Raw genomic sequence first — 22,355 nt, forward strand, 5'->3', positions numbered from 1 at the left:
CCGCACCCCGAGGTATTTGCGGCAAGATGAAGCGGCGCCTCTTTCGTTTTCATCCGAGGTGGTTAGGGTTTCCCGCATGTTGTGGATCAATGACAGCGTGGCGATTGCCGACTGGGAGCTGAGCGAGAGCTTCAACCGCGCGCAGGGGCCGGGCGGGCAGAACGTCAACAAGGTGTCGACGGCGGTCGAGCTGCGCTTCGAGGCGGAGCGCTCGCCCAATCTGACCGCGGCGGTGAAGGCGCGGCTGAAGCGGCTGGCCGGGCGGAAATGGACGCTCGACGGGGCGATCGTGATCCGCGCCGAGGAGACCCGCAGCCAGCTGCGCAACCGCGAGATCGCGCGCGAGCGGCTGGCCGAGATGATCCGACAGGCCCTGATTGCGCCGAAGCGGCGGGTGGCGACGAAGCCCACACTCGGCAGCCAGCGCCGGCGGCTGAAGGCGAAGACGGTGCGCGGCGAGGTGAAGGCCCTGCGCGGTCGGGTGGACGAGGAGGGCTGAGGCGATGATCCGGTTTCGCGAGATCGTGTCGGGGCTGATGGGGCGCCGGCCGAGCCCGCTGCAGGTGGGCGCGCTGTGCCTGCGCCACCGCAAGGGCGCGCCCGAGGTGCTGCTGATCTCCTCGCTCGATACCGGGCGCTGGATCATCCCGAAGGGCTGGCCGATGCGCGGGCGCAGCCTCGCCGGCGCGGCGCTGCAGGAGGCCTGGGAAGAGGCCGGGGTCCGTGGCCGGGTGCGGCACGAGGCGCTTGGCAGCTTCAGCTATCACAAGGTCCGCTCGGGCGGGCTGGCGCAGCGCTGCGAGGTCCGGGTCTTCGCGATCGAGACCGAGGCGGTGGCCGAGCGCTTCCCCGAGATGGGCCGGCGCCGGCGCGAATGGCTGCCCCCGGCCGAGGCCGCCGCGCGGGTATCCGAGCCGGAACTGAAGGCGATTCTGCGCAGCCTGTGACCATTCGAGCGTTGTCTTGAACGGCCAAACCGGCTACTCGCGCCACGACTGTGACGGTTAGGTTGCAGTATCGTGACAATGCGCAGGGTGCAGGGGGACAACGTGGCCACGCCGCCGGTGAACCAGTGGAAGACGCTCGACAAGGATCTGAAGCGGATCGGCCGGCTCGAGGAGGCAACGCAATTCGTCGCACGGCCGCTGGTGGCGCCGGGCCTTGCCATCGCCTTCATCGTGCTGGCGGGCGTCGTCGCGGGGCTGGTGATCGGGGCACAGCCCGGGCACCTGATCGTGGTCGCGGCCGCGGTGATCGGCGCCTACATGGCGCTGAACATCGGTGCGAACGATGTCGCCAACAACATGGGCCCGGCGGTCGGCGCGAATGCCCTGACGCTGGGCGGCGCCCTCATCATCGCGGCGGTGTTCGAGACCGCCGGCGCGCTGATCGCCGGCGGGGACGTGGTCAAGACCGTCTCGACCGGCATCCTTGCCCCGGGCGCGGTCAGTGATTCCGCGCATTTCATCTGGGCGATGATGGCGGCACTGCTGGCCGCAGCGCTGTGGCTGCATCTGGCCACCTGGCTTGGCGCGCCGGTCTCGACCACCCATTCGATCGTCGGCGGCGTCGTCGGCGCGGGCGTCGTGGCGGCGGGGTTCGGCGCGGTGAACTGGGGCGCGCTCGGCTCGATCGCGCTGAGCTGGGTGATCTCGCCGGTGCTCGGCGGAGTGGTCGCGGCGGCCTTCCTCGCCTTCATCAAGGCGCGGATCATGTATGTCGAGGACAAGATCGCGGCCGCGCGGCTGTGGGTGCCGGTGCTGATCGGGATCATGGCCGGCGCCTTTGCCGCCTACCTTGCGATCAAGGGGCTGAACAAGCTGTTCCACGTCTCGCTCGGCCTCGCGACGCTGATCGGGCTGGCGACCGGGGTCCTGTGCTGGGCCGCCTCGGTGCCGCTGATCCGGCACCAGTCGGAGGGGCTCGAGAACCGCAAGCGCTCGCTGCGCAAGCTGTTCTCGCTGCCGCTCGTCGCCTCGGCGGCGCTGCTCTCCTTTGCGCATGGTGCGAATGACGTGGCCAATGCGGTCGGCCCGCTTGCCGCCATCGTGCATTCGGTCGAGGTCGGCGACATCGCCTCGACGGTGGGAATCCCGGTCTGGGTGATGGTCGTCGGCGCGCTCGGCATCTCGGTCGGGCTGATGCTGTTCGGGCCGAAGCTGATCCGCCTTGTCGGGTCCGAGATCACCAAGCTGAACCCGATGCGCGCCTATTGCGTGGCGCTCTCGGCGGCGGTGACGGTGATCGTGGCTAGCTGGCTCGGCCTGCCGGTCAGCTCGACCCATATCGCCGTCGGTGCGATCTTCGGCGTGGGCTTCTACCGCGAATGGCACGCCGAGCGGCGGGCGCGGATGCTCGGGCTGCAGAAGGGCAAGCCGGTGCCGCCCGAGGAACGCTCGCGCCGCCGGCTGGTGCGACGCTCGCACATGCTCACCGTCGCCGCAGCCTGGATCGTCACCGTGCCGGCCTCGGCCGGGCTCTCGGCGCTGCTCTACCTGCTGATGATCGCCTTCGCGCGCTAGACCACGACCTTCATCGCCTGCTGCTCGCCGACGCCGAAGACCCGCTTGTACCGCGCGATCTCCTCGGCGGGGCCGGTGGCCTTGCTCGGGTTGTCCGACAGCTTCACCGTCGGGCGCCCGTCGGCCGAGACCGCCTTGCACACCAGGCTGAAGGGGGCGAGCGCGTCATTCGGCACCAGCCCGCGGAAGTCGTTCGTCAGCAGCGTGCCCCAGCCGAAGCTGACCTTGACCCGCCCCGAAAAGAGGCCGTGCAGGCGCTTCATCTCGGCCACGTCGAGCCCGTCCGAGAAGATCACCAGCTTCTGCCGCGGGTCCTCGCCGCGCGCCTTCCACCAGGCGATCGCGGTCTCGGCGCTTTCGACCGGATCGCCCGAGTCGATGCGGATGCCGGTCCAGCCCGCCAGCCAGTCGGGCGCGCGTTCGAGGAACCCCTTCGTGCCGAAGGTATCGGGCAGGATGATGCGCAGGTTGCCGTCATGCTCCTCGTGCCAGTCGGCCAGCACCTTGTAGGGCGCCTGGCTCAGCTCCTCGTCATTCTGCGCCAGCGCGGCATAGACCATCGGCAGCTCGTGCGCATTCGTCCCTACCGCCTCGAGGTCGCGCCGCATCGCGATCAGGCAGTTCGAGGTGCCGGTGAAGGCGCCGCCCTTCGCGGCATCGCCCAGCCCCTCGATCATCGCCTGCACGCACCAGTCCTGCCACAGGAAGCCATGCCGGCGCCGGGTGCCGAAATCGGCGATCTTCAGCCCGGGGATGGTGCGCAGCTCCTCGATCTTTTCCCACACCCGTGCCATGGCGCGGGCATAGAGCACCTGCAGCTCGAAGCGGCGCATCTGGTTCAGCACGGCCCGGCCGCGCAGCTCCATCAGGATCGCGAGCGCCGGGATCTCCCACATCATCACCTCGGGCCACTTGCCCTCGAAGGTCAGCTCATACTGCCCGTCGCGTTTCTCGAGATGATAGGGCGGCAGCTGGAAATTCTCGAACCACTCCATGAAATCGGAGCGGAACATCTGCCGCTTGCCATAGAAGGTGTTGCCGCGCAGCCAGGTGCTTTCGCCCCGCGTCAGCCGCAGCCCGCGCGCGTAATCGAGCTGCTCGCGCAGCTCGCCCTCGTCGATCAGCTCGGCCAGACGCACGTCCTTGGCGCGGTTGATCAGGCTGAAGGTGACGGTCGTGTCCGGCTTGTTGCGGAAGATCGACTGGCACATCAACAGCTTGTAGAAGTCGGTGTCGATCAGCGAGCGCACGATCGGGTCGATCTTCCACTTGTGGTTATAGACGCGGGTGGCGATGTCGACCATGGGGCGGGGTCCTTTCACTTCTCGAGCACGACGCCCGCGGCGCGCATCGCGTCCCGGGCCGCGGCAAGCGATCCGGCAAGGTCGATCGCCCGGCACGCGCCTTCCAGCACGCGGGCGCGGAAGCCGAGCTTCGCCGCGTCGATCGCCGACCAGGCGACGCAATAGTCGAGCGCCAGCCCGACGAAGGTCAGATCGGTGATGCCGCGCTCGCGCAGATATCCTGCCAGCCCGGTGGGGGTGGTGTGGTCATTCTCGAAGAAGGCGGAATAGCTGTCGACCTCGGCGCGGAAGCCCTTGCGGAGGATCAGATCCGCCGGGTCGATCGACAGCGCCGGATGGAAGGCCGCGCCCGCGCTGCCCTGCACGCAATGCACCGGCCAGAGCGTCTGCGGCCCATAGGGCATCTCGATCGTCTGGAACGGCGCGCAGCCCGCATGGATCGCGGCGAAGGAGCTGTGCTCCTCTGGGTGCCAGTCCTGGGTCAGCACGGTGACCGGCAATTCCTGCATCAGCGCGTTGACGCGCGGGATGATCTCGTCGCCGCCCGCCACCGCCAGCGCACCGCCGGGGCAGAAGTCGTTCTGGATATCGATCACGATCAGGGCTTCGGTCACATCGGCCATGGCGCTCTCCCTTGGTTTTGCAATGGGTAAGGCCCATGGGCGGCGGGGTCAATCACGCTTGCGGGAGGGCGGGGCGGCGGCGTAAGGGAAGCCATGTTCACCGTTGCCGCACTTTACCACTTCACCCGCTTTGACGATCCGGCCGCGCTGCGCGGCCCGCTGCTGGCCTGCGCCGAGGCGGGCGGGGTGCGCGGCTCGCTGCTGCTGGCCCGCGAGGGGATCAACGGCACCGTCGCCGGCCCCCGCGCGGGCATCGACGCGCTCCTTGCCCATATCCGCGCCCTGCCCGGCTGTGCCGGGCTGGTGTGGAAGGAAAGCGGCGCGGCCGAGATGCCCTTCGGACGGATGAAGGTGCGGCTGAAGCGCGAGATCGTCACGATGGGCGAGCCCGACGTCGACCCGCGCGCGGCCGTCGGCCATTACGTCGAGCCCGCCGAGTGGAACGCGCTGATCTCCGCCCCCGATGTCGTGGTGATCGACACCCGCAACGATTACGAGGTCGCCATCGGCAGCTTCGAGGGCGCGATCGACCCGCAGACGAAGTCTTTTCGGGATTTCCCGAAATGGTGGAAGGAAAACGCCGCCCGCTTTCACAACAAGCGTGTGGCGATGTTCTGCACCGGTGGCATCCGCTGCGAGAAGTCCACGAACTACCTGCTGGCGCAGGGTGTCGAGGAGGTCTTCCACCTGAAGGGCGGGATCCTGAAATACCTCGAGGAGGTGCCCGAGACCGACAGCCTGTGGCACGGCGACTGCTTCGTCTTCGACGGCCGCGTCAGCCTGCGCCACGGGCTGCGACAGGGCGACTACGAGCTTTGCCACGCCTGCCGCCGACCGCTTGCCCCTGCCGACCGCGCCCGTCCCGAGTTCGAGGACGGCGTCAGCTGTCACCACTGCCTTGGCGAGTATTCAGACGCCGACCGCGCCCGGTTCCGCGAGCGCGCGCACCAGATCCGCCTGGCCGGGGAACGCGGCAGCGCGCACCTTGGTGCGGTTCACCGCCCCGACTGACCGGCACCCGTCGTCTGCGTCACCGGCGCCTCTTGGCTCGGGAAGCTGAAACGCGGAAGGTCGATGCCGAAGCCGCCCGCAGCTGCGGCACGGACGGTCAAGGCAAGCACGAAGAGGCCGGATGCGATGCGGTTCATGAGGTTCTCCACGATCTGAACTTGTCGGTTCACTTCCGCAATCTGAACCCGGAAGTTCAGATTCGCAAGCAGATAGTGAACTGGAAAGTTCAGATTTCGCAGTTGCAAAACATCTGCCCCCGGCTATTTTGGAATCATTCTAAAAAGGACGTCTCGATGATCCCCGGATTCGCCTCCCGCCGCCGTTTCTCGGAATTGTCCGAGCAGGAAGTCCTCGCCCTCGCGATCTCGTCCGAGGAAGATGACGCGCGCATCTATCGCCTCTATGCCGAGAAGCTGCGCAAGCAATACCCGGCCTCGGCCGCGGTCTTCGACGGCATGGCCGCCGAGGAGGACGAGCATCGCCGGCGCCTGATCGAACGCCACCGCGCCCGCTTCGGCGAGGTGATCCCGCTGATCCGGCGCGAGCATGTCGCGGGTTTCTATGCCCGCAAGCCGGTCTGGCTTGGCACCAATCTCTCGCTCGAGACGATGCGCGGCGAGGCCGAGTCGATGGAGCGCGAGGCGGCGAATTTCTACACCCGCGCGGCGCAGCGCAGCTCGGACGCCGACACCCGCAAGCTCCTGGGCGATCTTGCCGCGGCCGAGCAGGGCCACGAGAAGAAGGCCGAGGCGCTCGAGGCCGAGCACCTGACAGGGGATGCGAAAGCCGAGGAGGACCGCGCCGCCTATCGCCAGTTCATCCTGACCTGGGTGCAGCCGGGGCTGGCCGGGCTGATGGATGGCTCGGTCTCGACGCTGGCGCCGATCTTCGCCACCGCCTTCGCCACGCAGAACTCGCACACCACGCTGCTGGTGGGCCTTGCCTCGGCCACCGGCGCCGGCATCTCGATGGGCTTCACCGAGGCCGCACATGACGACGGCGTCATCTCTGGTCGCGGCAGCCCGCTGAAACGCGGCCTTGCCTCGGGGCTGATGACCGCGGCAGGCGGTTTCGGCCATGCCCTGCCCTATTTCATCACCGATTTCTGGACCGCGACCACGGTCGCGATGATCGTGGTGTTCATCGAGCTCTGGGTGATCGCCTGGATCCAGAACAAGTACATGGAAACGCCGTTCCTGCGCGCCGTGCTGCAGGTGGTGCTGGGTGGCGCGCTGGTCTTTGCCGCGGGCTCGCTGATCGGCGCCGGCTGAGCCGGCGGCAGCCGGGTCACGGCGAGCCTTTGAGCCAGGAAAAAGCCCGGGCCGCAAAGGGCCCGGCGCTGGCGTGGCGGCGGGGCCCATGCTAGCCCTGTCGCATGCTGGCGATTTTTCTCAAGACACTTCCGTTCTTTGGCCTGATCGGGCTTGGCTGGGCCGCCGGACGGGCACGGATGTTCCCGGCCGAGGCGACGGCCGCGCTGACGAAATTCGTCTTCTATTTCGCGCTTTCGGCGATGCTGTTCCGTTTCACCGCGACGCTGCCGATCGAACAGCTGTTCGACCCGGCCTTCTTCGCCGCCTATCTGAGCGGCTCGGCGCTGGTCTGGGGCCTCGGCTTCGCCGTGGCGCGCGCCCGCCGCCGGCCGCTCGCCGAGGCCGCGATGGAGGCCCACACCGCGATGACTGGCAATACCGGCTTTCTCGGCGTGCCGATGCTGGTGGTGCTGCTCGGGCCGCAGGCGGCGGGGCCGGTGCTGATGGTGCTCTCGGCCGACATGATCGTCTTCTCGACGCTGATCACCGCGGTCATCACCGGGGCGCGGCATGGGCGCATCGCAGTTCGGCCCATCCTTCTGGGAATCCTGAAAAATCCGATGGTGGTTTCGATGGCCGCGGGGCTTGCCTGGGCAGCGCTGCACCTGCCGATGCCCGCGCCGCTTGCCGAATTCCTGACACTGCTGGGTGCCGCGGCCACACCCGGCGCGCTTTTCGCCATCGGCGCCTCGCTTGCCGGCAAGTCGGCCGAGCGGGCGGGGCCGGCGCTCTGGCTCTCGGCGGCGAAGCTCTTCGTGCATCCGCTGGCCGTCGGCGGCGCCGCGCTGCTGTTCCACGTCGAGCCCTTCGCCGCCGGCGTGATGGTGGCCGCCGCGGCCTTGCCCGTCGCCGGAAACGTCTACATTCTGGCGGCACATTACGCCGTCGCGCCACAGCGGGTCTCGACCGCGATCCTGATCTCGACGGCGGCCAGCATTCTGACCATTCCGGGCGTCATCGCCTGGATCACACGATAGGAGGTGCCGATGCGCACGGTTTCGGAAAACAAGTGCTTCGGCGGGGTGCAGGGCGTCTATAGCCACACGTCGGAGGTCACCGGCACGGAGATGACCTTCGGCCTGTTCCTGCCGGCCGAGGCCGAGACGCGCCCGGTGCCGGTGCTGTGGTATCTGTCGGGGCTGACCTGCACGCATGAGAACGCGATGGTGAAGGCCGGGGCGCAGTGCTATGCGGCCGAGGCGGGCATCGCGCTGGTCTTCCCCGACACCTCGCCGCGCGGCCCGGGTGTGGCGAATGACGAGGCCTATGACCTGGGGCAGGGCGCGGGGTTCTACGTCAACGCGACCGAGGCGCCCTGGGCCGAGCATTACCGGATGTGGGATTACGTCGCTGAGGAGCTGCCCCGCGTCGTCACCGCCGCCTTCGACATCGACGAGGAACGCCAGGGCATCACCGGCCATTCGATGGGCGGGCACGGCGCGCTGACCCTTGCGATGGGGTTGCCGGGGCGCTTCCGCTCGGTCTCGGCCTTTGCGCCGATCGCACAACCCACGCGCAGCGACTGGGGCCGCAAGCAGCTGACCGCCTATCTTGGCGCGGATGAAACCGCCTGGCTCGCGCATGACGCCACCCATCTGATGCGCGAGACCGGCTTTGACGGCGAGGTGCTGATCGACCAGGGCGGCTCGGACCAGTTCCTCGACCTGCTGCGCCCCGAGGCGCTGGCTCAGGCGATGGCCGCACGCCGCCAGCCCGGCGCCTTCCGCATGCAGGCGGGCTATGACCATAGCTATTTCTTCGTCGCGACCTTCATCCCCGATCACGTCGCCTTCCACGCCGCGGCGCTGAAGCGGTGATCTGGGTCGATGCCGATGCCTGCCCGGTGAAGGCCGAGGCCGAGCGCGTGGCGACGCGGGCCGGGATGCCGATTGCCTTCGTCTCGAACGGCGGGCTGCGGCCCTCGGCCAATCCGCTTGTCACCATGGTCTATGTGTCCGAAGGACCGGACGAGGCCGACAAGCACATCGCCGAACGTGCGGGGCCGGGCGATGTGGTGATCACCAACGACATCCCGCTCGCCGCGAAATGCGTGGCAGCGGGGGCGCGGGTTCTGCGCCCCGACGGCTCGGCCCTGACCGAGCGCAACATCGGCGAGGTGCTTGCGATGCGCGACCTGATGTCCGACCTGCGCTCGGCCGATCCGTTCCGGCAAGGCGGCGGGCGGCCGTTTTCAAAGGCCGACCGGGCAGAATTCCTGCAGGCGCTGGAACGCGCCGTGCAGGCGGCAAAGAGGGAAACCCATGGTTGACGCAGTGATCTTCGACATCGGCAATGTGCTGATCGAATGGCAGCCCGAACGGCATTACGACACGCTGATGCCGCGCGCCGACCGCGAGGCGATGTTCGCCGAGGTCGACCTGCACGGGATGAACGACCTCATCGACCGTGGCGGCCCGTTCCGCGAGACGATCTATGACTGGGCCGAGCGTTATCCGCGCTGGTCGCGCTGGATCCGGCTGTGGCACGACGACTGGATCCGCATGGCAACGCCCGAGATCCCGCACTCGGTCCGGCTGATGAAGGCGCTGCAGGCGAAGGGCGTGCCGGTGTTCTCGCTGACCAATTTCGGCATCGGCTCGTTCGACTATGCGACCGGCTTCTACCCGTTCCTGCGCGATTTCGACCGTGCCTATGTCTCGGGGCACATGGGGGTGACGAAGCCCGACCCGAAGATCTACGAGATGGTCGAGGCGGACAGCGGCCTTTCGGGCGCGCAGATCCTGTTCACCGACGACCGCGCCGACAACATCGCCACCGCGCACATCCGCGGCTGGAAGACGCATCTCTTCGAGGGGCCCGAGGGCTGGGCGAAGCGCCTTGTCGCCGAGGGCCTGCTGAGCGAGACCGAGGCCGCCTGACATCTTCCCGGGCGCTTCGGCGCCCGGTCTTTTTCCTGACCCGAATACTTCCGCCGGAGGCGCCCTTCCGCGCCCCCCCGCTCAGGCCCGTTTCGCCACGGCGACGCCCAGCAGGTCGAGCACCTTCGCCTCGATCTCGGGCGCGTTCATGCCGGCGCTGCGATACATGTCCTCGGGGCTTGCGTGGTCGATGAAGGTGTCGGGCAGCACCATCGAGCGGAAGCGGAAGCCGCGGTCAAAGACCCCGCTCTCGGCCAGGAATTGCGCGACATGGCTGCCGAAGCCGCCGATCGCGCCTTCCTCGATGGTCAGGATCGCCTCGTGCTCGGCCACCAGCCGCAGGATCAGATCGGTGTCGAGTGGCTTGACGAAGCGGGCATCGGCCACGGTCGGGGCCAGTCCGCGCGCCGCCAGCGCCTCGCGCGCCTTCAGCACCTCGGCCAGTCGCGTGCCATAGCTGAGGATCGCGACGCGCGCGCCCTCGGCCGCAATCCGGCCCTTGCCGATCTCGAGCGGCACGCCCGCCTCGGGCATCTCGACGCCCATGCCCTCGCCGCGCGGATAGCGGAAGGCGATCGGCCCCTCGTCATGCGCGGCGGCGGTGGCGACCATGTGGACAAGCTCGGCCTCGTCGGCCGCGGCCATCACCACCATCCCGGGCAGCGAGGACATGAAACCGATGTCGAAGCTGCCGGCATGGGTCGCGCCATCGGCGCCCACCAGCCCGGCGCGGTCGATGGCGAAGCGCACCGGCAGGCGCTGCACTGCGACATCATGCACGATCTGGTCATAACCGCGCTGCAGGAAGGTCGAGTAGATCGCGCAGAAGGGCTTCATCCCGGCCGCAGCCAGCCCGGCCGAGAAGGTCACCGCGTGCTGCTCGGCGATGCCGACATCGAAGCAGCGGCGCGGGAAGCGCTCGGCGAACAGGTTCAGCCCGGTGCCCTCGGGCATGGCGGCGGTCACCGCGACGATCTTCTCGTCACGCACGGCCTCCTTCACCAGGCTCTCGGCAAAGACCCGGGTATAGGAGGGCGCGTTCGAGGGCGCCTTGACCTGCACCCCGGTCGCCACGTCGAAGCGGTTCGTCGCATGGCCACCGTCGGGGCGGCTTTCGGCCGGGGCATAGCCCTTGCCCTTCTTCGTCAGCACATGGATCAGCACCGGCCCCGTCGCCCGCGCCTTCAGCATCCGCAGCAGCGGCAGCAGCGCATCGAGGTCATGGCCGTCGACCGGCCCGACATAGGTGAAACCGAGCGCCTCGAAGAGCGTGCCGCCGACGGCCATGCCCTTGAGCATCTCCTTCGCGCGCCGCGCACCTTCCTGCAGGGTCTCGGGCAGCAGGCTGACCGCGCCCTTCGCCACCGCCTTCAAGTCCTGCATCGGGCCTTCGGCATAAAGCCGGGTCAGATAGGCCGAGAGCGCACCGACCGGCGGGGCGATCGACATCTCGTTGTCGTTCAGCACCACGAAGAGCCGCTTGCCGAGATGGCCCGCGTGATTCATCGCCTCGAAGGCCATGCCGCCGGTCATCGCGCCGTCGCCGATCACCGCAATCGCATCGCCCGTCGGCGCGCCCAGCTCGCGCGCCGCGGCAAAGCCCACAGCGGCCGAGATCGAGGTCGAGCTGTGCCCGGCGCCGAACGGGTCATAGGGGCTTTCCGAGCGCTTGGTGAAGCCCGAAAGCCCGCCCTTCGCGCGCAGCGTGCGTATGCGGTCGCGCCGGCCGGTCAGGATCTTGTGCGGATAGCACTGATGGCCGACGTCCCAGATGATCTTGTCGCGCGGCGCGTCGAAGACGGCATGCAGCGCCACGGTCAGCTCGACCACGCCCAGCCCCGCGCCCAGATGCCCGCCGGTGACCGACACCGCCGAGACCGTCTCGGCGCGCAGCTCGTCGGCCAGCTTGCGCAGCTCGCGATCGGTCAGCGCCTTGAGGTCAGAGGGCAGCTGCACGCGGTCGAGGATCGGGGTCTTCGGGGTCTCGCTCATCGGCACTCCCGTTTCATCTGTCGCGCGAGATAACGAAGCGCGCCGTTTCCCGCAATGTTTCGGCCTTCTCGCCATAGGGCGCAAGGGCGGCTTCGGCCTCGGCCACCAGCGCCGCGGCGCGGGCCTTCGCACCGGCAAGGCCCAGCAGCGAGACGAAGGTCGCCTTGCCCGCCTCGGCATCCTTGTGCAGCCGCTTGCCCGCCGCCTCTTCCGACCCCTCGACATCGAGGATGTCGTCGGCGATCTGGAAGGCAAGGCCAAGCGCCTGCGCATAGGTGGCCAGCGGCGCCCGGTCGGTGCCGGCGAGGATCGCCCCCGCCTCGGCCGAGAAAGAGATCAGCGCACCGGTCTTGCCCGCCTGCAGCCGGGTGATTTCGGCCAACGTCAGCGGGATCGGGGCAGTCTCGGCCGCGATGTCGAGCATCTGGCCATGCACCATCCCCGCCGCGCCCGAGGCCTGCGCGAGCGCGGCGACGAGCGCGATGCGCCGCTCGGCCGGGCCAAGCACCGGCTCGGCGCAAAGCTCGAAGGCGAGGGTCTGCAGCGCGTCGCCCGCAAGGATCGCCGTCGCCTCGTCCCATTTGCGGTGCACCGTGGGCTGGCCGCGGCGCAGGTCGTCGTCATCCATCGCCGGCAGGTCGTCATGCACGAGGCTGTAGGCATGCAGCGCCTCGACCGCCACCGCGGCGGGCATCGCCTGCGCCGCGGGAATGCCGAAGAGCGCCGCCGATTCGAGCACGAGGAAGGCGCGCAGCCGCTTGCCGCCCTGCGCCGCATAGCCCATGGCATCGCGCAGCGGCCCCTCGGGGAACCGCGTCATCGCCTGCGTGAGCGCCGCGCCAACGGCCTGCTGCGCCGCGTGAAGACGAGTGTCGAACATCACAGGCCTTCGACCGGCACCGTGCCCGTGGGCGCGCCATCGGCGCCGAGGGTGATCTTCTCGACCCGCTCCTCGGCCTCCTTCAGCAGCGCAGCGCAGCGCGCCTTCAGCGCCGCACCGCGCTCGTAGAGCCGGATCGAGGCATCGAGCGGCACCTCGCCGCGCTCGAGCTGCCCGACGACGGTCTCGAGTTCCTTCATCGCCTGTTCGAAGCTCATCGCCGCAATGTCGGCATCGGTCGCGGTCATCGCATTCTCCCTTGCTTGCCGGACGGGATGCCACGGACGGGGGCGGTTTTCCAGCCAAACCATGCGCGCCGCGGCGGAATCGCGCCAAATAGAAAGGGCCGCATGCCTCCGGCAGCGGCCCCCGAGATCTACGGAGATGGTCCGGTTAGGGTCTGGATCAGATCCTCCGTCCCAGCCAGGGTTCTCGACCCTAGGGTTTGCCCTCAGGCCTCGGCCCCCCTGACTGTCCCGACACCTCTCTCCAATATCACTCTAGACACTGGACCACCTCCTTTCATGCGTTGCCGATAGGGAGAGGGTGGCACAGATCTGGTGTATGGCAAGCGAATTTACGCAACGCTTGGCGAGTTGCGCCAGGTAAATGCCCGAAAAGGCGCCAGAGCGATCACCGCAAGTGCAATTTTTACACACCAGTCGGCGCAGGCGAGCGAGATCCACAGCGGCACCATCGGTCCGAAGCTCAGCAGCGGCAGCATCTCGTTCGCCCAGGAGACGTCGTTGCCCGGTTCGAGCCAGGCAAGCTGCAGCGAAAAGGCCGTGGTGAAGAAGATCGCGGTGTCGAGGCTCGCGCCGATCAGGGTGGAGACGAGCGGCGCCTTCCACCAGCGGTCGCGGCGCAGCGCGTTGAACACGCTCACGTCGGTCAGCTGCGCCGAGAGGAAGGCCGCGCCCGAGCCGAGCGCCACGCGGAAGCTGACGAGCGGGCCGAACTCGCCGATGATCTGCGAGCCGATCAGCGAGCAGATGATGCCGACGACGAAACCGGCCACGACCACGCCGCGCGCCGCGCGCGGGCCCTGCAGGCGGTTGGTCAGGTCGGTGACGAGGAAGGCGAAGGGATAGGTGAAGGCGCCCCAGGTCAGCCACTGGCCGAACAGGTATTGCACCAGGATGTTGGAGGCCACCACGATGGCGGCCATGGCGAGAACGCCGGGCAGATAACGTTTCATGGTTCACCGTTTTTACATGGTCGCGGAGACATGGCCCGGCCAAGCCGGACAAGGGGCGCGGATACGCCTGCGCGCCCCGTCGGTCAAGCGCGATCAGGGGCGCAGCCGGTATTCGACGATCTCGGTGCGCTGCAGCAGGAAGAAATTGTCGTCCGAGATCATCGTCAGGCGAATCGCCCCCTGCGCGTCGCGCCAGACCGACAGCCCCTCGAGGTTGTCATGGGTGCCGACGCTGGTCTGCACCAGCACCTCGCCGCCGGTGATCGTGTCGCCCTTGATGTCGAAGACCCGCACCCGGGTGAGGAAGCCCAGAAAGCCCCAGAAGTCGCGCTCGAGCAGGTAGAAGCGCCCGTCGGGGCCGAAATCGGCATCGGTCGGCAACCAGCTGCCGTCGCGCGGGATCGAGAAGGGCTGGTCCCAGGCGCCGTTGCGATAGCGCCAGACCGGGAAGGGCAGCTCGAGACTGCCCGAACGTTCGGGCAGGGTGTAGAGCGTGCCCTCGGCGTCGATCGCCAGCGACTCGAGCGAGGAGTTGCGCTGGAAATGCTTGAACGCCTCGGGGCGCGGCAGGCGCTCGGCCGGGCCGTCGTCGGTGGGGTAATGGGCGACGCGCGCCACCCCCTCGAACGAGATGTAGACACTGCCGTCGGGCGCCTCGGCCAGCCCCTCGGAATCGCCCGTCACGGTGTCGAGCGGCCTGCCCGCGCTGTCGTGGAGCTGCACCGGGCCGCTGGTGGAAACGCCGAGGATGCGGCCGGTGGCATCGCGGCTGATCCGCCCGCGCCAGATCGTGGCCCGGTCCGACTGGGTGACGAAATCGCGCCCGTCGGGGCCGAGTTCAATGCCGGAAAAGCCGCCGAAGGCGGGGTTGGCCACCGTCCAGACCCAGCTTTGCAGGAATTCCGCGCGCGGCACCTGCGTGCCGGCGGCGCTTCCCGCCCCGCCGCCAAGGCCGAGAACCAGCCCGACCAGGGCGCCGGTCAGCGCGAGGCGAGGACAGTGCGGCATTCGGCAGGCAGATCCGACAGGACATAGGTCTTCGCCGTCTTCGGCGCAGGCCCCGGGTTTGCCGGCGGCTTCGGCGGGTGGCGCAGCTCGTCGAGATAGGTGGTCACCCACCAGTTCAGCGTCTCGTCGCAGCCGTCGCCGCCCTTCGACAGCTCGTCGACGGTGGGGCTTTGCACCTGGCACAGGGGCGAGCCGGGCGGGCATTTCAGCCGCACGTGGAAATGCTCGTTATGGCCATAGATCGGGCGGATCTTCTGCAGCCAGGCCCGATCGCCCTTCGGCGCGGCATTGCACATCGCGATCTTCGCGGCGGCGGCGACGAACACCCGGTCGACCCGCGGGTCCGAGGCGGCGGCCCGCAACAGCGCCATATGCGCCGGCGTCCAGTTGGCGTTCACCCGGGTCTGGTCCTCGGTGCGGATCGAGATCGAGGAGATCTTCTCGCGGTCGGCACGGCTCAGGGTCAGCCGGCTCGCAGGCAGCATCCAGATATCGGCATCAAGGCCGATCTGGTGGCTGGCATGGCCACCGGTCATCGGGCCGCCGCGGGGCTGGCTGATGTCGCCGATGTAAAGCCCGTTCCAGCCCGGCAGCGTGGCGGCATAGCGCGACAGGTCCTGAAGATAGGAGATCATCTCGGGCTGGCCGTAATAGCGGTTGCGGCTGAGCCGCATCGCCTGCCAGGTCGGCCCGGTTTCGGGCAGCGCCACCAGCCCCGCCGCACAGCCGCGCGAGTAGAAGCCGATCGGTGTCGGCGCCCCCGCCGTCGGCGCCGTCTCTGCCCCGAACAGCTGTCGCGCCAGCGGCTCGGCCCGGGCGGGCAGCGCGGCGGCAAGACACAGCATCACGGCGGCAAGCAGACGGATCATGCGGAGGGACCTCCTTCGGACGGCGCAGCGGGGCGGGATTTCACCCAACCTAGCAGCACGAGACCGAGAACGAAAAGCACGATGATGGGAGTGATGCCGATCGACTGGTTGTCGGTCAGCTGCGTCATCACCCCGATCGACAGCGGCGCGATGAAGGCCGTGGCCTTGCCGGTAAGGGCATAAAGGCCAAAGCTTTCGGTCATCTTCGCCGGGTTTGCCTGACGCACCAGCATGGTGCGGCTTGCCGATTGCAGCGCCCCGCCCGCCGCCCCGATCAACCCGCCCATGGCATAGAAGGCGATGTCGGGGAGATGGCTGTCGGGCCCGACCGCGATGCCCCAGACGCTTTCGCGCGAGATGAAGACGACGGCGACGACGACCGCGGTCAGCACCACCAGGTTGAACACGATCACCGCCTTCGGGCCGAAGCGGTCATCCGCCTTGCCGCCCAGCCAGGCAAAGATCGCCCCGGTGATCGTGCCGAGGATGCCGAAGATGCCGATCATCGTGATCGACCAGTTCAGCACGCCCTTCGCGTAGAGCCCGCCGAAGGTGTAGATGCCGTTCAGCGCGTCGCGGTAGAACATCGACGAGACGAGATAGGCGAACAGGCTGCGCTCGGCCGGCAGGGTCTTCAGCGTGGTGCGCAGCTCGGGCCAGGCCTCGCGCACGGCGCGGGTCACCGGCACCGCGCCCGGCCGGCGCGGCTCGCGCACCCACAGGAAGAACGGGATCATGAAGACGGCATACCACACCGCCGTCAGCGGCCCGACGATGCGCGTGTCCTCGCGCGCGGCAAGATCGAGGCCGAACATCGGCGGCAGGCCGATCATCGTGTGGCCGGTGTTCGGATTGACCTGCAAGAAGCCGAGCATGACGATCAGCGACAGCATCCCGCCGACATAGCCGAAGGCCCAGCCCGAGCCCGAGACCTTGCCCATCTCCTCGCGCGAGGCCAGGTCGGGCAGCATCGCGTTGGTGAAGGTGGTGGCGAATTCCATGCCGATCATGCCGATCGCAAACGAGGTCATCACCAGCAGCAGGCTGAAGCTGCCGGGCACCGCATACCAAAGTCCCCAGGCGCCGCCGACATACATCAGCGAAAACAGCCAGATGAAGGGCATCCGCCGGCCCGAGCGGTCGGCAATGGCACCAAGGAAGGGCGAGGCGAGCGCAATCACGATGCCCGCCAGCCCGACGCCATAGCCCCAGACCGTCTGCGCCGTGCTGCCGCTGCCCAGCAGGTCCTCCATGAAGGGGGCGAAGATGAAGGTGATCAGCAGCGTGTTGTAGGGCTGGCTGGCCCAGTCGAAGAACCACCAGCCCCAGATCCGCTTGCGCGTGGTGATCATACCCGTCCCCCGTGTGCCGCGGGCACCCGCGTCGCCCGTGGCGCGATCAAGCCGCAAATCGCGCCGCGGCGCAAGCCACCGCGCGGGGGCGGGTTCAGAGCGCGGGCGGCCAGGGGCGCTCGTGATCGGCGGCGATCCAGTGCTGCACCCAGGCCGGCAGCTCGGGGCTTTGCGCCGCCTGCCCCATCGCCGCGACCACCGTGTCGGGCGGCACGATCCCGGCCTTCGAGGTGACGGCGGCGCGGATCAGGATGTGGTTGCAGCATTCGCCGTCGCGATACATCCCCTGTTCCATGTAGACGAAGCGCTTGTCCCAGCCGATGCAGCGGGTGCGCATCTCGAAACGCTGCAGCATGGTGATGCGCTTGCGGTAGCGGGTGGTGTTGCCGGCGACGACGATGCCCCAGCGATTGGCCAGCAGCGCCCGGTTCAGCCCCGAGCGGCTGGCAAGCTGGATCCGGCCGAGGTCGAACAGCGTCAGGATCCGGCCGTTGTTCAGGTCCTTCCACGGGTCGATGTCCCAGGGCCAGGCGACATGCGTGCTGACCACCGGATCGAGAATGCCAAGCGGCGCGCCCCGCCCGACCAGCAGGGCCTTGCCCATGCGAATGACTGGATACATCTGCGTCTCCCCTTTCCCGATCGGTGCCGCAGCGCGGCGCGGCGGTCAACGGCTACGTGGCGGCAGATGCGCCCTTGCGGTTGCAAGCGGCCCCGTGCTGCCTTACCTCTGACCCGGCACCACCCGGAGGTTTCGCATGGTCACGCTGTTTCAGGCACTCAACCTGATCCTGAACGTCATCTGGTTCGTGATGATCGCCCACATCATCATGAGCTGGCTGATCAACTTCCAGGTGCTGAACCTGCGCCAGCCGCTGGTGGCACAGCTCTGGTACGGGCTGAACAACCTGCTCGAACCGGTCTATGGCCGGATCCGGCGGTTCCTGCCGATGACCCCGGGGCTCGATCTGGCGCCGCTCGTGGCCTTCATCGCGCTGATCATCCTGCAACGCGCGCTGCTCAACAACGCGGGCTTCTTCTACAGCTACTGAGATGTCCGCACCGGCCCTGCCCGCGCCGGAAGAGGCGCTTGCCTCCGTCTTCGGCTTCCGCGCCTTCCGGCCGGGGCAGGAAGAGATCGTGCGCGCCGTTCTGGCCGGGCGCGACACGCTGGCGATCATGCCCACCGGCGGCGGCAAGTCGCTGTGCTATCAGCTGCCGGCGCTGTGCCTGCCCGGGCTGACGGTGGTGATCTCGCCGCTGATCGCGCTGATGCGCGACCAGGTCCGCTCGCTGCGCGAGGCGGGGGTGGAGGCCGGCGCGCTGACCTCGGGCAACACCGAGGAAGAAACCGAGGCGGTGTTCCGGGCGATCGACGAGGGTCGGCTGAAACTTCTGTACATGGCGCCCGAACGGCTGGCCTCGGGCGCGGCGGTGTCCTTGCTGCGCCGCGCCGGCACCGGGCTGATCGCGGTCGACGAGGCGCATTGCGTCAGCGCCTGGGGCCATGACTTCCGCCCCGATTACCTGCGCATCGGCGAGCTGAAACGCGCGCTGAACGTGCCGCTCGCGGCCTTCACCGCCACCGCCGACGAGGAAACCCGCGCCGAGATCGTCACCCGCCTGTTCGAGGGCCGCGCGCCCGAGACCTTCCTGCGCGGCTTCGACCGGCCGAACATCCACCTTGCCTTCGCGCCGAAGGACAGCCCGCGCAAGCAGATCCTCGACTATGCCGCCGCCCGGCGCGGCCAGTCGGGCATCGTCTATTGCGCCTCGCGGGCGCGCACCGAAAGCCTGGCGCAGGCGCTGCGCGAGGCGGGCCACCCCGCCTGCCACTATCACGGCGGCATGGAGGCCGAGGACCGGCGCGAGGTCGAGGCGCGGTTCCAGCGCGAGGACGGGCTGATCGTGGTGGCGACGGTCGCCTTCGGCATGGGCATCGACAAGCCCGACATCCGCTGGGTGGCGCATGCCGACCTGCCGAAGTCGATCGAGGGCTATTATCAGGAGATCGGCCGCGCCGGCCGCGACGGTGCCCCGGCCGAGACGCTCACCCTCTACGGCCCCGATGACATCCGCCTGCGCCGCACCCAGATCGACGAGGGCCTGGCGCCGCCCGACCGCAAGGCCGCCGACCATGCCCGGCTTAACGCGCTTCTGGGCCTGGCGGAGGCGACGGGGTGCCGCCGGCAGCGGCTGCTCGCCTATTTCGGCGAAGACTCGCAGCCCTGCGGCAATTGCGACCTGTGCGAGCATCCGCCCGAACTCTTCGACGGCACCGACGCGGTGCGCAAGGCGCTGTCGGCCGCGCTGCGCACCGGCGAGAGCTATGGCGCCGGCCACCTGATCGAGATCCTTCTTGGCAATACCAACGACCGCATCCGCGCCCGCGGCCATGATGCGTTGCCCACCTTCGGCGTCGGGCGCGAGCTGAGCCGGCCGCAATGGCAGGCGGTGTTCCGGCAGATGATGGGCCATGACCTCGTGCGCCCCGATGCCGAGCGCCATGGCGCGCTGGTGATGACCGAACGCGCGCGCCCGATCCTGCGCGGCGAGGAGCAGATCACCCTGCGCCACGACCTGGTGCGCCGCGCGCAATCGAAACCCGTGGCGAAGGCGCTGGTCTCGGACGAGGACGCGCCGCTCCTGTCGGCGCTGAAGGCGAAGCGGCGGGCGCTGTCCGAGGCGGCGGGCCTGCCCGCCTACATGATCTTCCCCGACCGCACCCTGATCGAGATGGCCGAAAGCCGCCCCGACACGCTCGACGCGATGGCGCGGGTGAACGGGGTCGGCGCGAAGAAGCTCGAAAGCTATGGCGCGGCCTTCCTCGAGGTGATCGCGGGGGCGGGCGCCGCGCCGCTGCACCCGGCGCGGATGAAGCTCGCGGGGCGCGACGAGGGCGCGCTCTTCGACCGGCTGGCCGAGGCGCAGCTGGCGCTCGCCCGCGGCGAGGACGGCCACGACCGCTATCTCAGCTGCACCCATTCGACCCTGCGCCGCATCGCCGAGACGAAGCCGCGCAGCCGCGAGGACCTGTCGCGCATCGCCGGCCTTGGCGAGGCGAAGATCGACCGCTTCGCCGACACCTTCCTCGCCCTCGTCGAGGAATACCGCTGATCACTCGGCCGCGGCGGGGCGCAGGCAGGGCCGGGTGCCGGGCGGCTGATGCGCCAGAAGCTGCTCGAGGATCGCGCTCTTCTTCAGCGGCTTCGTCAGATAGGCATCGATCCCCGCGGCAAGGATCGCGGCGCCGTCGCCCTCCATCGCGTGGGCGGTGAGCGCACAGATCGGGACGTGTTGCCCCGCCGTCTCCTCGGCACGGATCCGCCGCGTCGCCTCGCGCCCGTCCATCTCGGGCATCGAGATGTCCATGAAGATCAGGTCGGGCTGGAAGCGGCGCCAGACCTCCACCGCCTCGCGCCCGTTCTGCGCATATTCCAGCACGATGTCGAAATCCTTCACCATCTTGCGGAAGACCAGCTGGTTGGTGCGGTTGTCCTCGACCGACAGCACCCGCATCGGCCGCGCCTCTCCCGTCGCCTCGACCACCGGCGCGGGGGGCGTTTCCTCGACCTCGGGCGAAGGACCGCCCGACAGCTTCTGCAGCATGTGGAACAGGTCCGAACGCAGCACCGGCTTTTCCAGCCAGTCGATGCCGCGGCAATCGGCCTGCGCCGCGCGGAAGGCCTCGGCATCCGAGGTCAGAAGCAGGATCGGCGTCTCGATGCCGCGATCGCGCAGGCGGCGGATCAGCTCGATCCCGTCGATGTCGGGCATGCGGTGATCGGTCAGCACCACGTCGAAGGCGCCGCCGTCGTCGAAGGCCCGCAACGCCTCGGCCGCGTTGCGGCACAGCGTGACCTGGAGCCCGTAGGTCTGCAATTGCCGCTCGAGGATCATCCGGTTGACGAGGACGTCATCGACCACCAGCGCCGCGCGCAGCGTGATCGGCGTCGAGGGCCCCTGCCCCTCGACCGGTTCGGCGGGCTCGGCACTTGGCACGGTGATGCGCACGCCAAAGCAGGATCCGCGCCCCGGCTCGCTGTCCACCCAGACCGAGCCGCCCATCATCCGCACCAGCTCGCGGGTGATGGCAAGGCCAAGCCCGGTGCCCTCGAAGCGGCGGTTGGTGGCGCTGTCGACCTGATTGAACTCGCCGAAGATGTGCTCGACATGCTCGGCGGCGATGCCGATGCCGGTGTCCTCGACGGTCATGTGGAGGTCGTACTCGCCATCCGCCCGCTCGATCCCCACCACGCGGGTCAGCACATGGCCGGTCGCGGTGAACTTGACCGCATTGCCGATCAGGTTGGTCAGGATCTGCCGGACCCGGCCCGGATCGGCGCGGAAGCGCGTCGGCAGGAACAGATCGTAATCGACGAGAAGCTTGATCCCCTTTTCCTTCGCCGTCGGCTGTAGCAGCACCATCACCTCGTGGATGCAGCGCTCGAGGTCGAAGACCTCGGGATAAAGCCGCAGCCGCTCCGCCTCGATCTTCGAGAAGTCGAGCACGTCGTTGATGATCGTCAGAAGCGCCTCGCCCGAGGAGCGGATGGTCTCGGCATAAAGCCGCTGTTCCTCGGACAGACCACTGTCCACCAGCAGCTCGGCCATGCCGACAACACCGTTCATCGGAGTGCGCAGCTCGTGGCTCATGTTGGCAAGGAAGGCCGATTTCGCCCGGTTCGCCGCCTCGGCCCGCGCGCGGGCGCTTTCAAGCTCGGCCTCGCGGGCGATGGTGCGCGAGATGTCCTGCACCACGCAGACAAGGTCGCCCCCCTCGCCCCAGCGGTCGATCAGCCGCAGGTGGCGCCCGCGATGCGTGCGCACGGTCATCGGCTCGATCTTCTGGCGACGGATGCGCGCGACCATCTCGTGGTGCCAGTCGAGCGGATCACGCCCCTCGAGGTCCACCATGTGATGCGTCGCCACGAGCTTCACCACCGCGTCATAGGCAACCCCCGCGGCCAGTGCGACCTCGCCGCGAAAGAAGGACAGATAGGCCCGGTTCGCCACGACCAGCCGCAGATCGCGATCGAAGACGGCAAAGCCGTCCTCGATCGTCTCGACCGCATCCCACAGCCGGCGCTGCGCGATCAGCGCGACCGAGGTCGCCCGCTCCAGATCGCCGCGCACCCGGCTGTTCTCGCCCTTGAGCGATTCCGCTTCAGTGAGCGCGCGCTGCAGCCCGTGGCGCTGCTGCACGATCTGCTCGGACAGCGCCCGCGCATGCAGCGCAAGCTTTTCGTTCGCAGAGAAGAGCTCGCGCTTCTTCTGCTCCAGCAGCCGTTCCGCCGCCAGCCGCGCGCGCCGCTCCTGCGCCAGTTTGTCTGCCAAGCTTGCGCTCATGCCCGGCCTGTCCCGTTCCGATTCGCCTTCTGATGCACCGTCGCAGCGTGGCGTG

At 68.6% G+C, this 22,355-nt stretch carries 23 protein-coding genes; 11 read left to right on the top strand and 12 right to left on the bottom strand.

Annotation, left to right across the window (positions count from 1 at the left end):
• Positions 1–76: 76 nt before the first annotated feature.
• From arfB to AC0QTQ_RS00295, 3 genes are all read left to right on the top strand, one after another.
• Positions 77–499 (top strand): alternative ribosome rescue aminoacyl-tRNA hydrolase ArfB, encoded by a 423-nt coding sequence (gene arfB, locus AC0QTQ_RS00285; protein ID WP_480257783.1) that lies wholly within the window; start codon positions 77–79, stop codon positions 497–499.
• A 4-nt stretch (positions 500–503) separates the two neighbouring features.
• On the top strand, positions 504–947 hold the full coding sequence (locus AC0QTQ_RS00290) for an NUDIX hydrolase (protein ID WP_480257784.1): 444 nt from the start codon (positions 504–506) through the stop codon (positions 945–947).
• A 102-nt stretch (positions 948–1,049) separates the two neighbouring features.
• The gene (locus tag AC0QTQ_RS00295; protein WP_480257785.1) at positions 1,050–2,522 is read left to right on the top strand and encodes an inorganic phosphate transporter; all 1,473 of its coding nucleotides are present in this window, start codon (positions 1,050–1,052) and stop codon (positions 2,520–2,522) included.
• Here AC0QTQ_RS00295 and pncB read toward each other — a convergent pair.
• Together pncB and pncA are read right to left on the bottom strand one after the other, a co-directional pair.
• A complete protein-coding gene (pncB, locus tag AC0QTQ_RS00300) occupies positions 2,519–3,826 on the bottom strand; it encodes a nicotinate phosphoribosyltransferase (protein ID WP_480257786.1) in 1,308 nt (435 codons plus the stop codon). The two genes, AC0QTQ_RS00295 and pncB, sit on opposite strands and share 4 nt — an antisense overlap.
• Positions 3,827–3,840: 14 nt before the next feature.
• Positions 3,841–4,449 (bottom strand): bifunctional nicotinamidase/pyrazinamidase, encoded by a 609-nt coding sequence (gene pncA, locus AC0QTQ_RS00305; protein WP_480257787.1) that lies wholly within the window; start codon positions 4,447–4,449, stop codon positions 3,841–3,843.
• Between the two features lie 93 nt (positions 4,450–4,542).
• On the opposite strand from pncA, the gene trhO reads away from it, so the two are divergent.
• A complete protein-coding gene (gene trhO, locus AC0QTQ_RS00310; protein WP_480257788.1) occupies positions 4,543–5,460 on the top strand; it encodes an oxygen-dependent tRNA uridine(34) hydroxylase TrhO in 918 nt (305 codons plus the stop codon).
• Here trhO and AC0QTQ_RS00315 read toward each other — a convergent pair.
• Positions 5,445–5,597: a hypothetical protein gene (locus tag AC0QTQ_RS00315; protein WP_183077541.1), complete on the bottom strand. Its 153-nt coding sequence runs from the start codon at positions 5,595–5,597 to the stop codon at positions 5,445–5,447. The genes trhO and AC0QTQ_RS00315 overlap by 16 nt on opposite strands.
• Before the next feature lie 156 nt (positions 5,598–5,753).
• Between AC0QTQ_RS00315 and mbfA the strand changes: the two genes are divergently transcribed.
• The 5 genes from mbfA (at position 5,754) to AC0QTQ_RS00340 (ending at position 9,652) form a co-directional block, all read left to right on the top strand.
• Positions 5,754–6,731 (top strand): iron exporter MbfA, encoded by a 978-nt coding sequence (mbfA, locus tag AC0QTQ_RS00320; protein ID WP_121534314.1) that lies wholly within the window; start codon positions 5,754–5,756, stop codon positions 6,729–6,731.
• 104 nt (positions 6,732–6,835) lie between these two features.
• A complete protein-coding gene (locus tag AC0QTQ_RS00325) occupies positions 6,836–7,750 on the top strand; it encodes an AEC family transporter (protein WP_480257789.1) in 915 nt (304 codons plus the stop codon).
• Between the two features lie 9 nt (positions 7,751–7,759).
• Positions 7,760–8,590 carry an S-formylglutathione hydrolase gene (fghA, locus tag AC0QTQ_RS00330; RefSeq protein ID WP_480257790.1) on the top strand — a complete coding sequence of 277 codons (831 nt, stop codon included), beginning with the start codon at positions 7,760–7,762 and terminating at the stop codon, positions 8,588–8,590.
• Positions 8,587–9,042, top strand: coding sequence for a YaiI/YqxD family protein (locus tag AC0QTQ_RS00335; protein ID WP_480257791.1), 456 nt, complete (start codon positions 8,587–8,589; stop codon positions 9,040–9,042). The genes fghA and AC0QTQ_RS00335 overlap by 4 nt, the downstream gene beginning before the upstream one ends.
• Positions 9,035–9,652 (top strand): HAD family hydrolase, encoded by a 618-nt coding sequence (locus AC0QTQ_RS00340; protein WP_480257792.1) that lies wholly within the window; start codon positions 9,035–9,037, stop codon positions 9,650–9,652. Before AC0QTQ_RS00335 ends, AC0QTQ_RS00340 begins: the two co-directional genes overlap by 8 nt.
• A gap of 81 nt (positions 9,653–9,733) precedes the next feature.
• Here the strand turns inward: AC0QTQ_RS00340 and dxs are convergent, their stop codons facing one another.
• From dxs to AC0QTQ_RS00380, 8 genes are all read right to left on the bottom strand, one after another.
• Positions 9,734–11,644, bottom strand: coding sequence for a 1-deoxy-D-xylulose-5-phosphate synthase (gene dxs, locus AC0QTQ_RS00345; protein WP_480257793.1), 1,911 nt, complete (start codon positions 11,642–11,644; stop codon positions 9,734–9,736).
• A 13-nt stretch (positions 11,645–11,657) separates the two neighbouring features.
• On the bottom strand, positions 11,658–12,464 hold the full coding sequence (locus tag AC0QTQ_RS00350) for a polyprenyl synthetase family protein (RefSeq protein WP_480259250.1): 807 nt from the start codon (positions 12,462–12,464) through the stop codon (positions 11,658–11,660).
• 59 nt (positions 12,465–12,523) lie between these two features.
• On the bottom strand, positions 12,524–12,772 hold the full coding sequence (locus AC0QTQ_RS00355; RefSeq protein ID WP_121534307.1) for an exodeoxyribonuclease VII small subunit: 249 nt from the start codon (positions 12,770–12,772) through the stop codon (positions 12,524–12,526).
• Between the two features lie 329 nt (positions 12,773–13,101).
• A complete protein-coding gene (locus AC0QTQ_RS00360; protein ID WP_480257794.1) occupies positions 13,102–13,722 on the bottom strand; it encodes a queuosine precursor transporter in 621 nt (206 codons plus the stop codon).
• A 93-nt stretch (positions 13,723–13,815) separates the two neighbouring features.
• Positions 13,816–14,730 carry an esterase-like activity of phytase family protein gene (locus tag AC0QTQ_RS00365; protein ID WP_480257795.1) on the bottom strand — a complete coding sequence of 305 codons (915 nt, stop codon included), beginning with the start codon at positions 14,728–14,730 and terminating at the stop codon, positions 13,816–13,818.
• Positions 14,703–15,599, bottom strand: a complete 897-nt coding sequence (mepA, locus tag AC0QTQ_RS00370) for a penicillin-insensitive murein endopeptidase (RefSeq protein ID WP_480257796.1) — start codon at positions 15,597–15,599, stop codon at positions 14,703–14,705. The genes AC0QTQ_RS00365 and mepA overlap by 28 nt, the downstream gene beginning before the upstream one ends.
• On the bottom strand, positions 15,596–16,951 hold the full coding sequence (locus AC0QTQ_RS00375) for an MFS transporter (protein ID WP_480257797.1): 1,356 nt from the start codon (positions 16,949–16,951) through the stop codon (positions 15,596–15,598). The genes mepA and AC0QTQ_RS00375 overlap by 4 nt, the downstream gene beginning before the upstream one ends.
• 94 nt (positions 16,952–17,045) lie before the next feature.
• A complete protein-coding gene (locus tag AC0QTQ_RS00380) occupies positions 17,046–17,573 on the bottom strand; it encodes an acyl-CoA thioesterase (protein WP_121534302.1) in 528 nt (175 codons plus the stop codon).
• A gap of 136 nt (positions 17,574–17,709) precedes the next feature.
• On the opposite strand from AC0QTQ_RS00380, the gene AC0QTQ_RS00385 reads away from it, so the two are divergent.
• Both AC0QTQ_RS00385 and recQ read left to right on the top strand, forming a co-directional pair.
• The gene (locus AC0QTQ_RS00385) at positions 17,710–18,003 is read left to right on the top strand and encodes a YggT family protein (protein WP_121534301.1); all 294 of its coding nucleotides are present in this window, start codon (positions 17,710–17,712) and stop codon (positions 18,001–18,003) included.
• Position 18,004: 1 nt separating this feature from the next.
• Complete coding sequence (recQ, locus tag AC0QTQ_RS00390) at positions 18,005–20,068, top strand: DNA helicase RecQ (protein WP_480257798.1); 2,064 nt, start codon at positions 18,005–18,007, stop codon at positions 20,066–20,068.
• On the opposite strand, the gene AC0QTQ_RS00395 is transcribed toward recQ, so the two are convergent.
• Positions 20,069–22,288: a response regulator gene (locus tag AC0QTQ_RS00395; RefSeq protein WP_480257799.1), complete on the bottom strand. Its 2,220-nt coding sequence runs from the start codon at positions 22,286–22,288 to the stop codon at positions 20,069–20,071. It abuts the gene before it with no gap.
• Positions 22,289–22,355 lie beyond the last annotated feature (67 nt).

Source organism: Paenirhodobacter sp. YD-8, assembly GCF_056590935.1.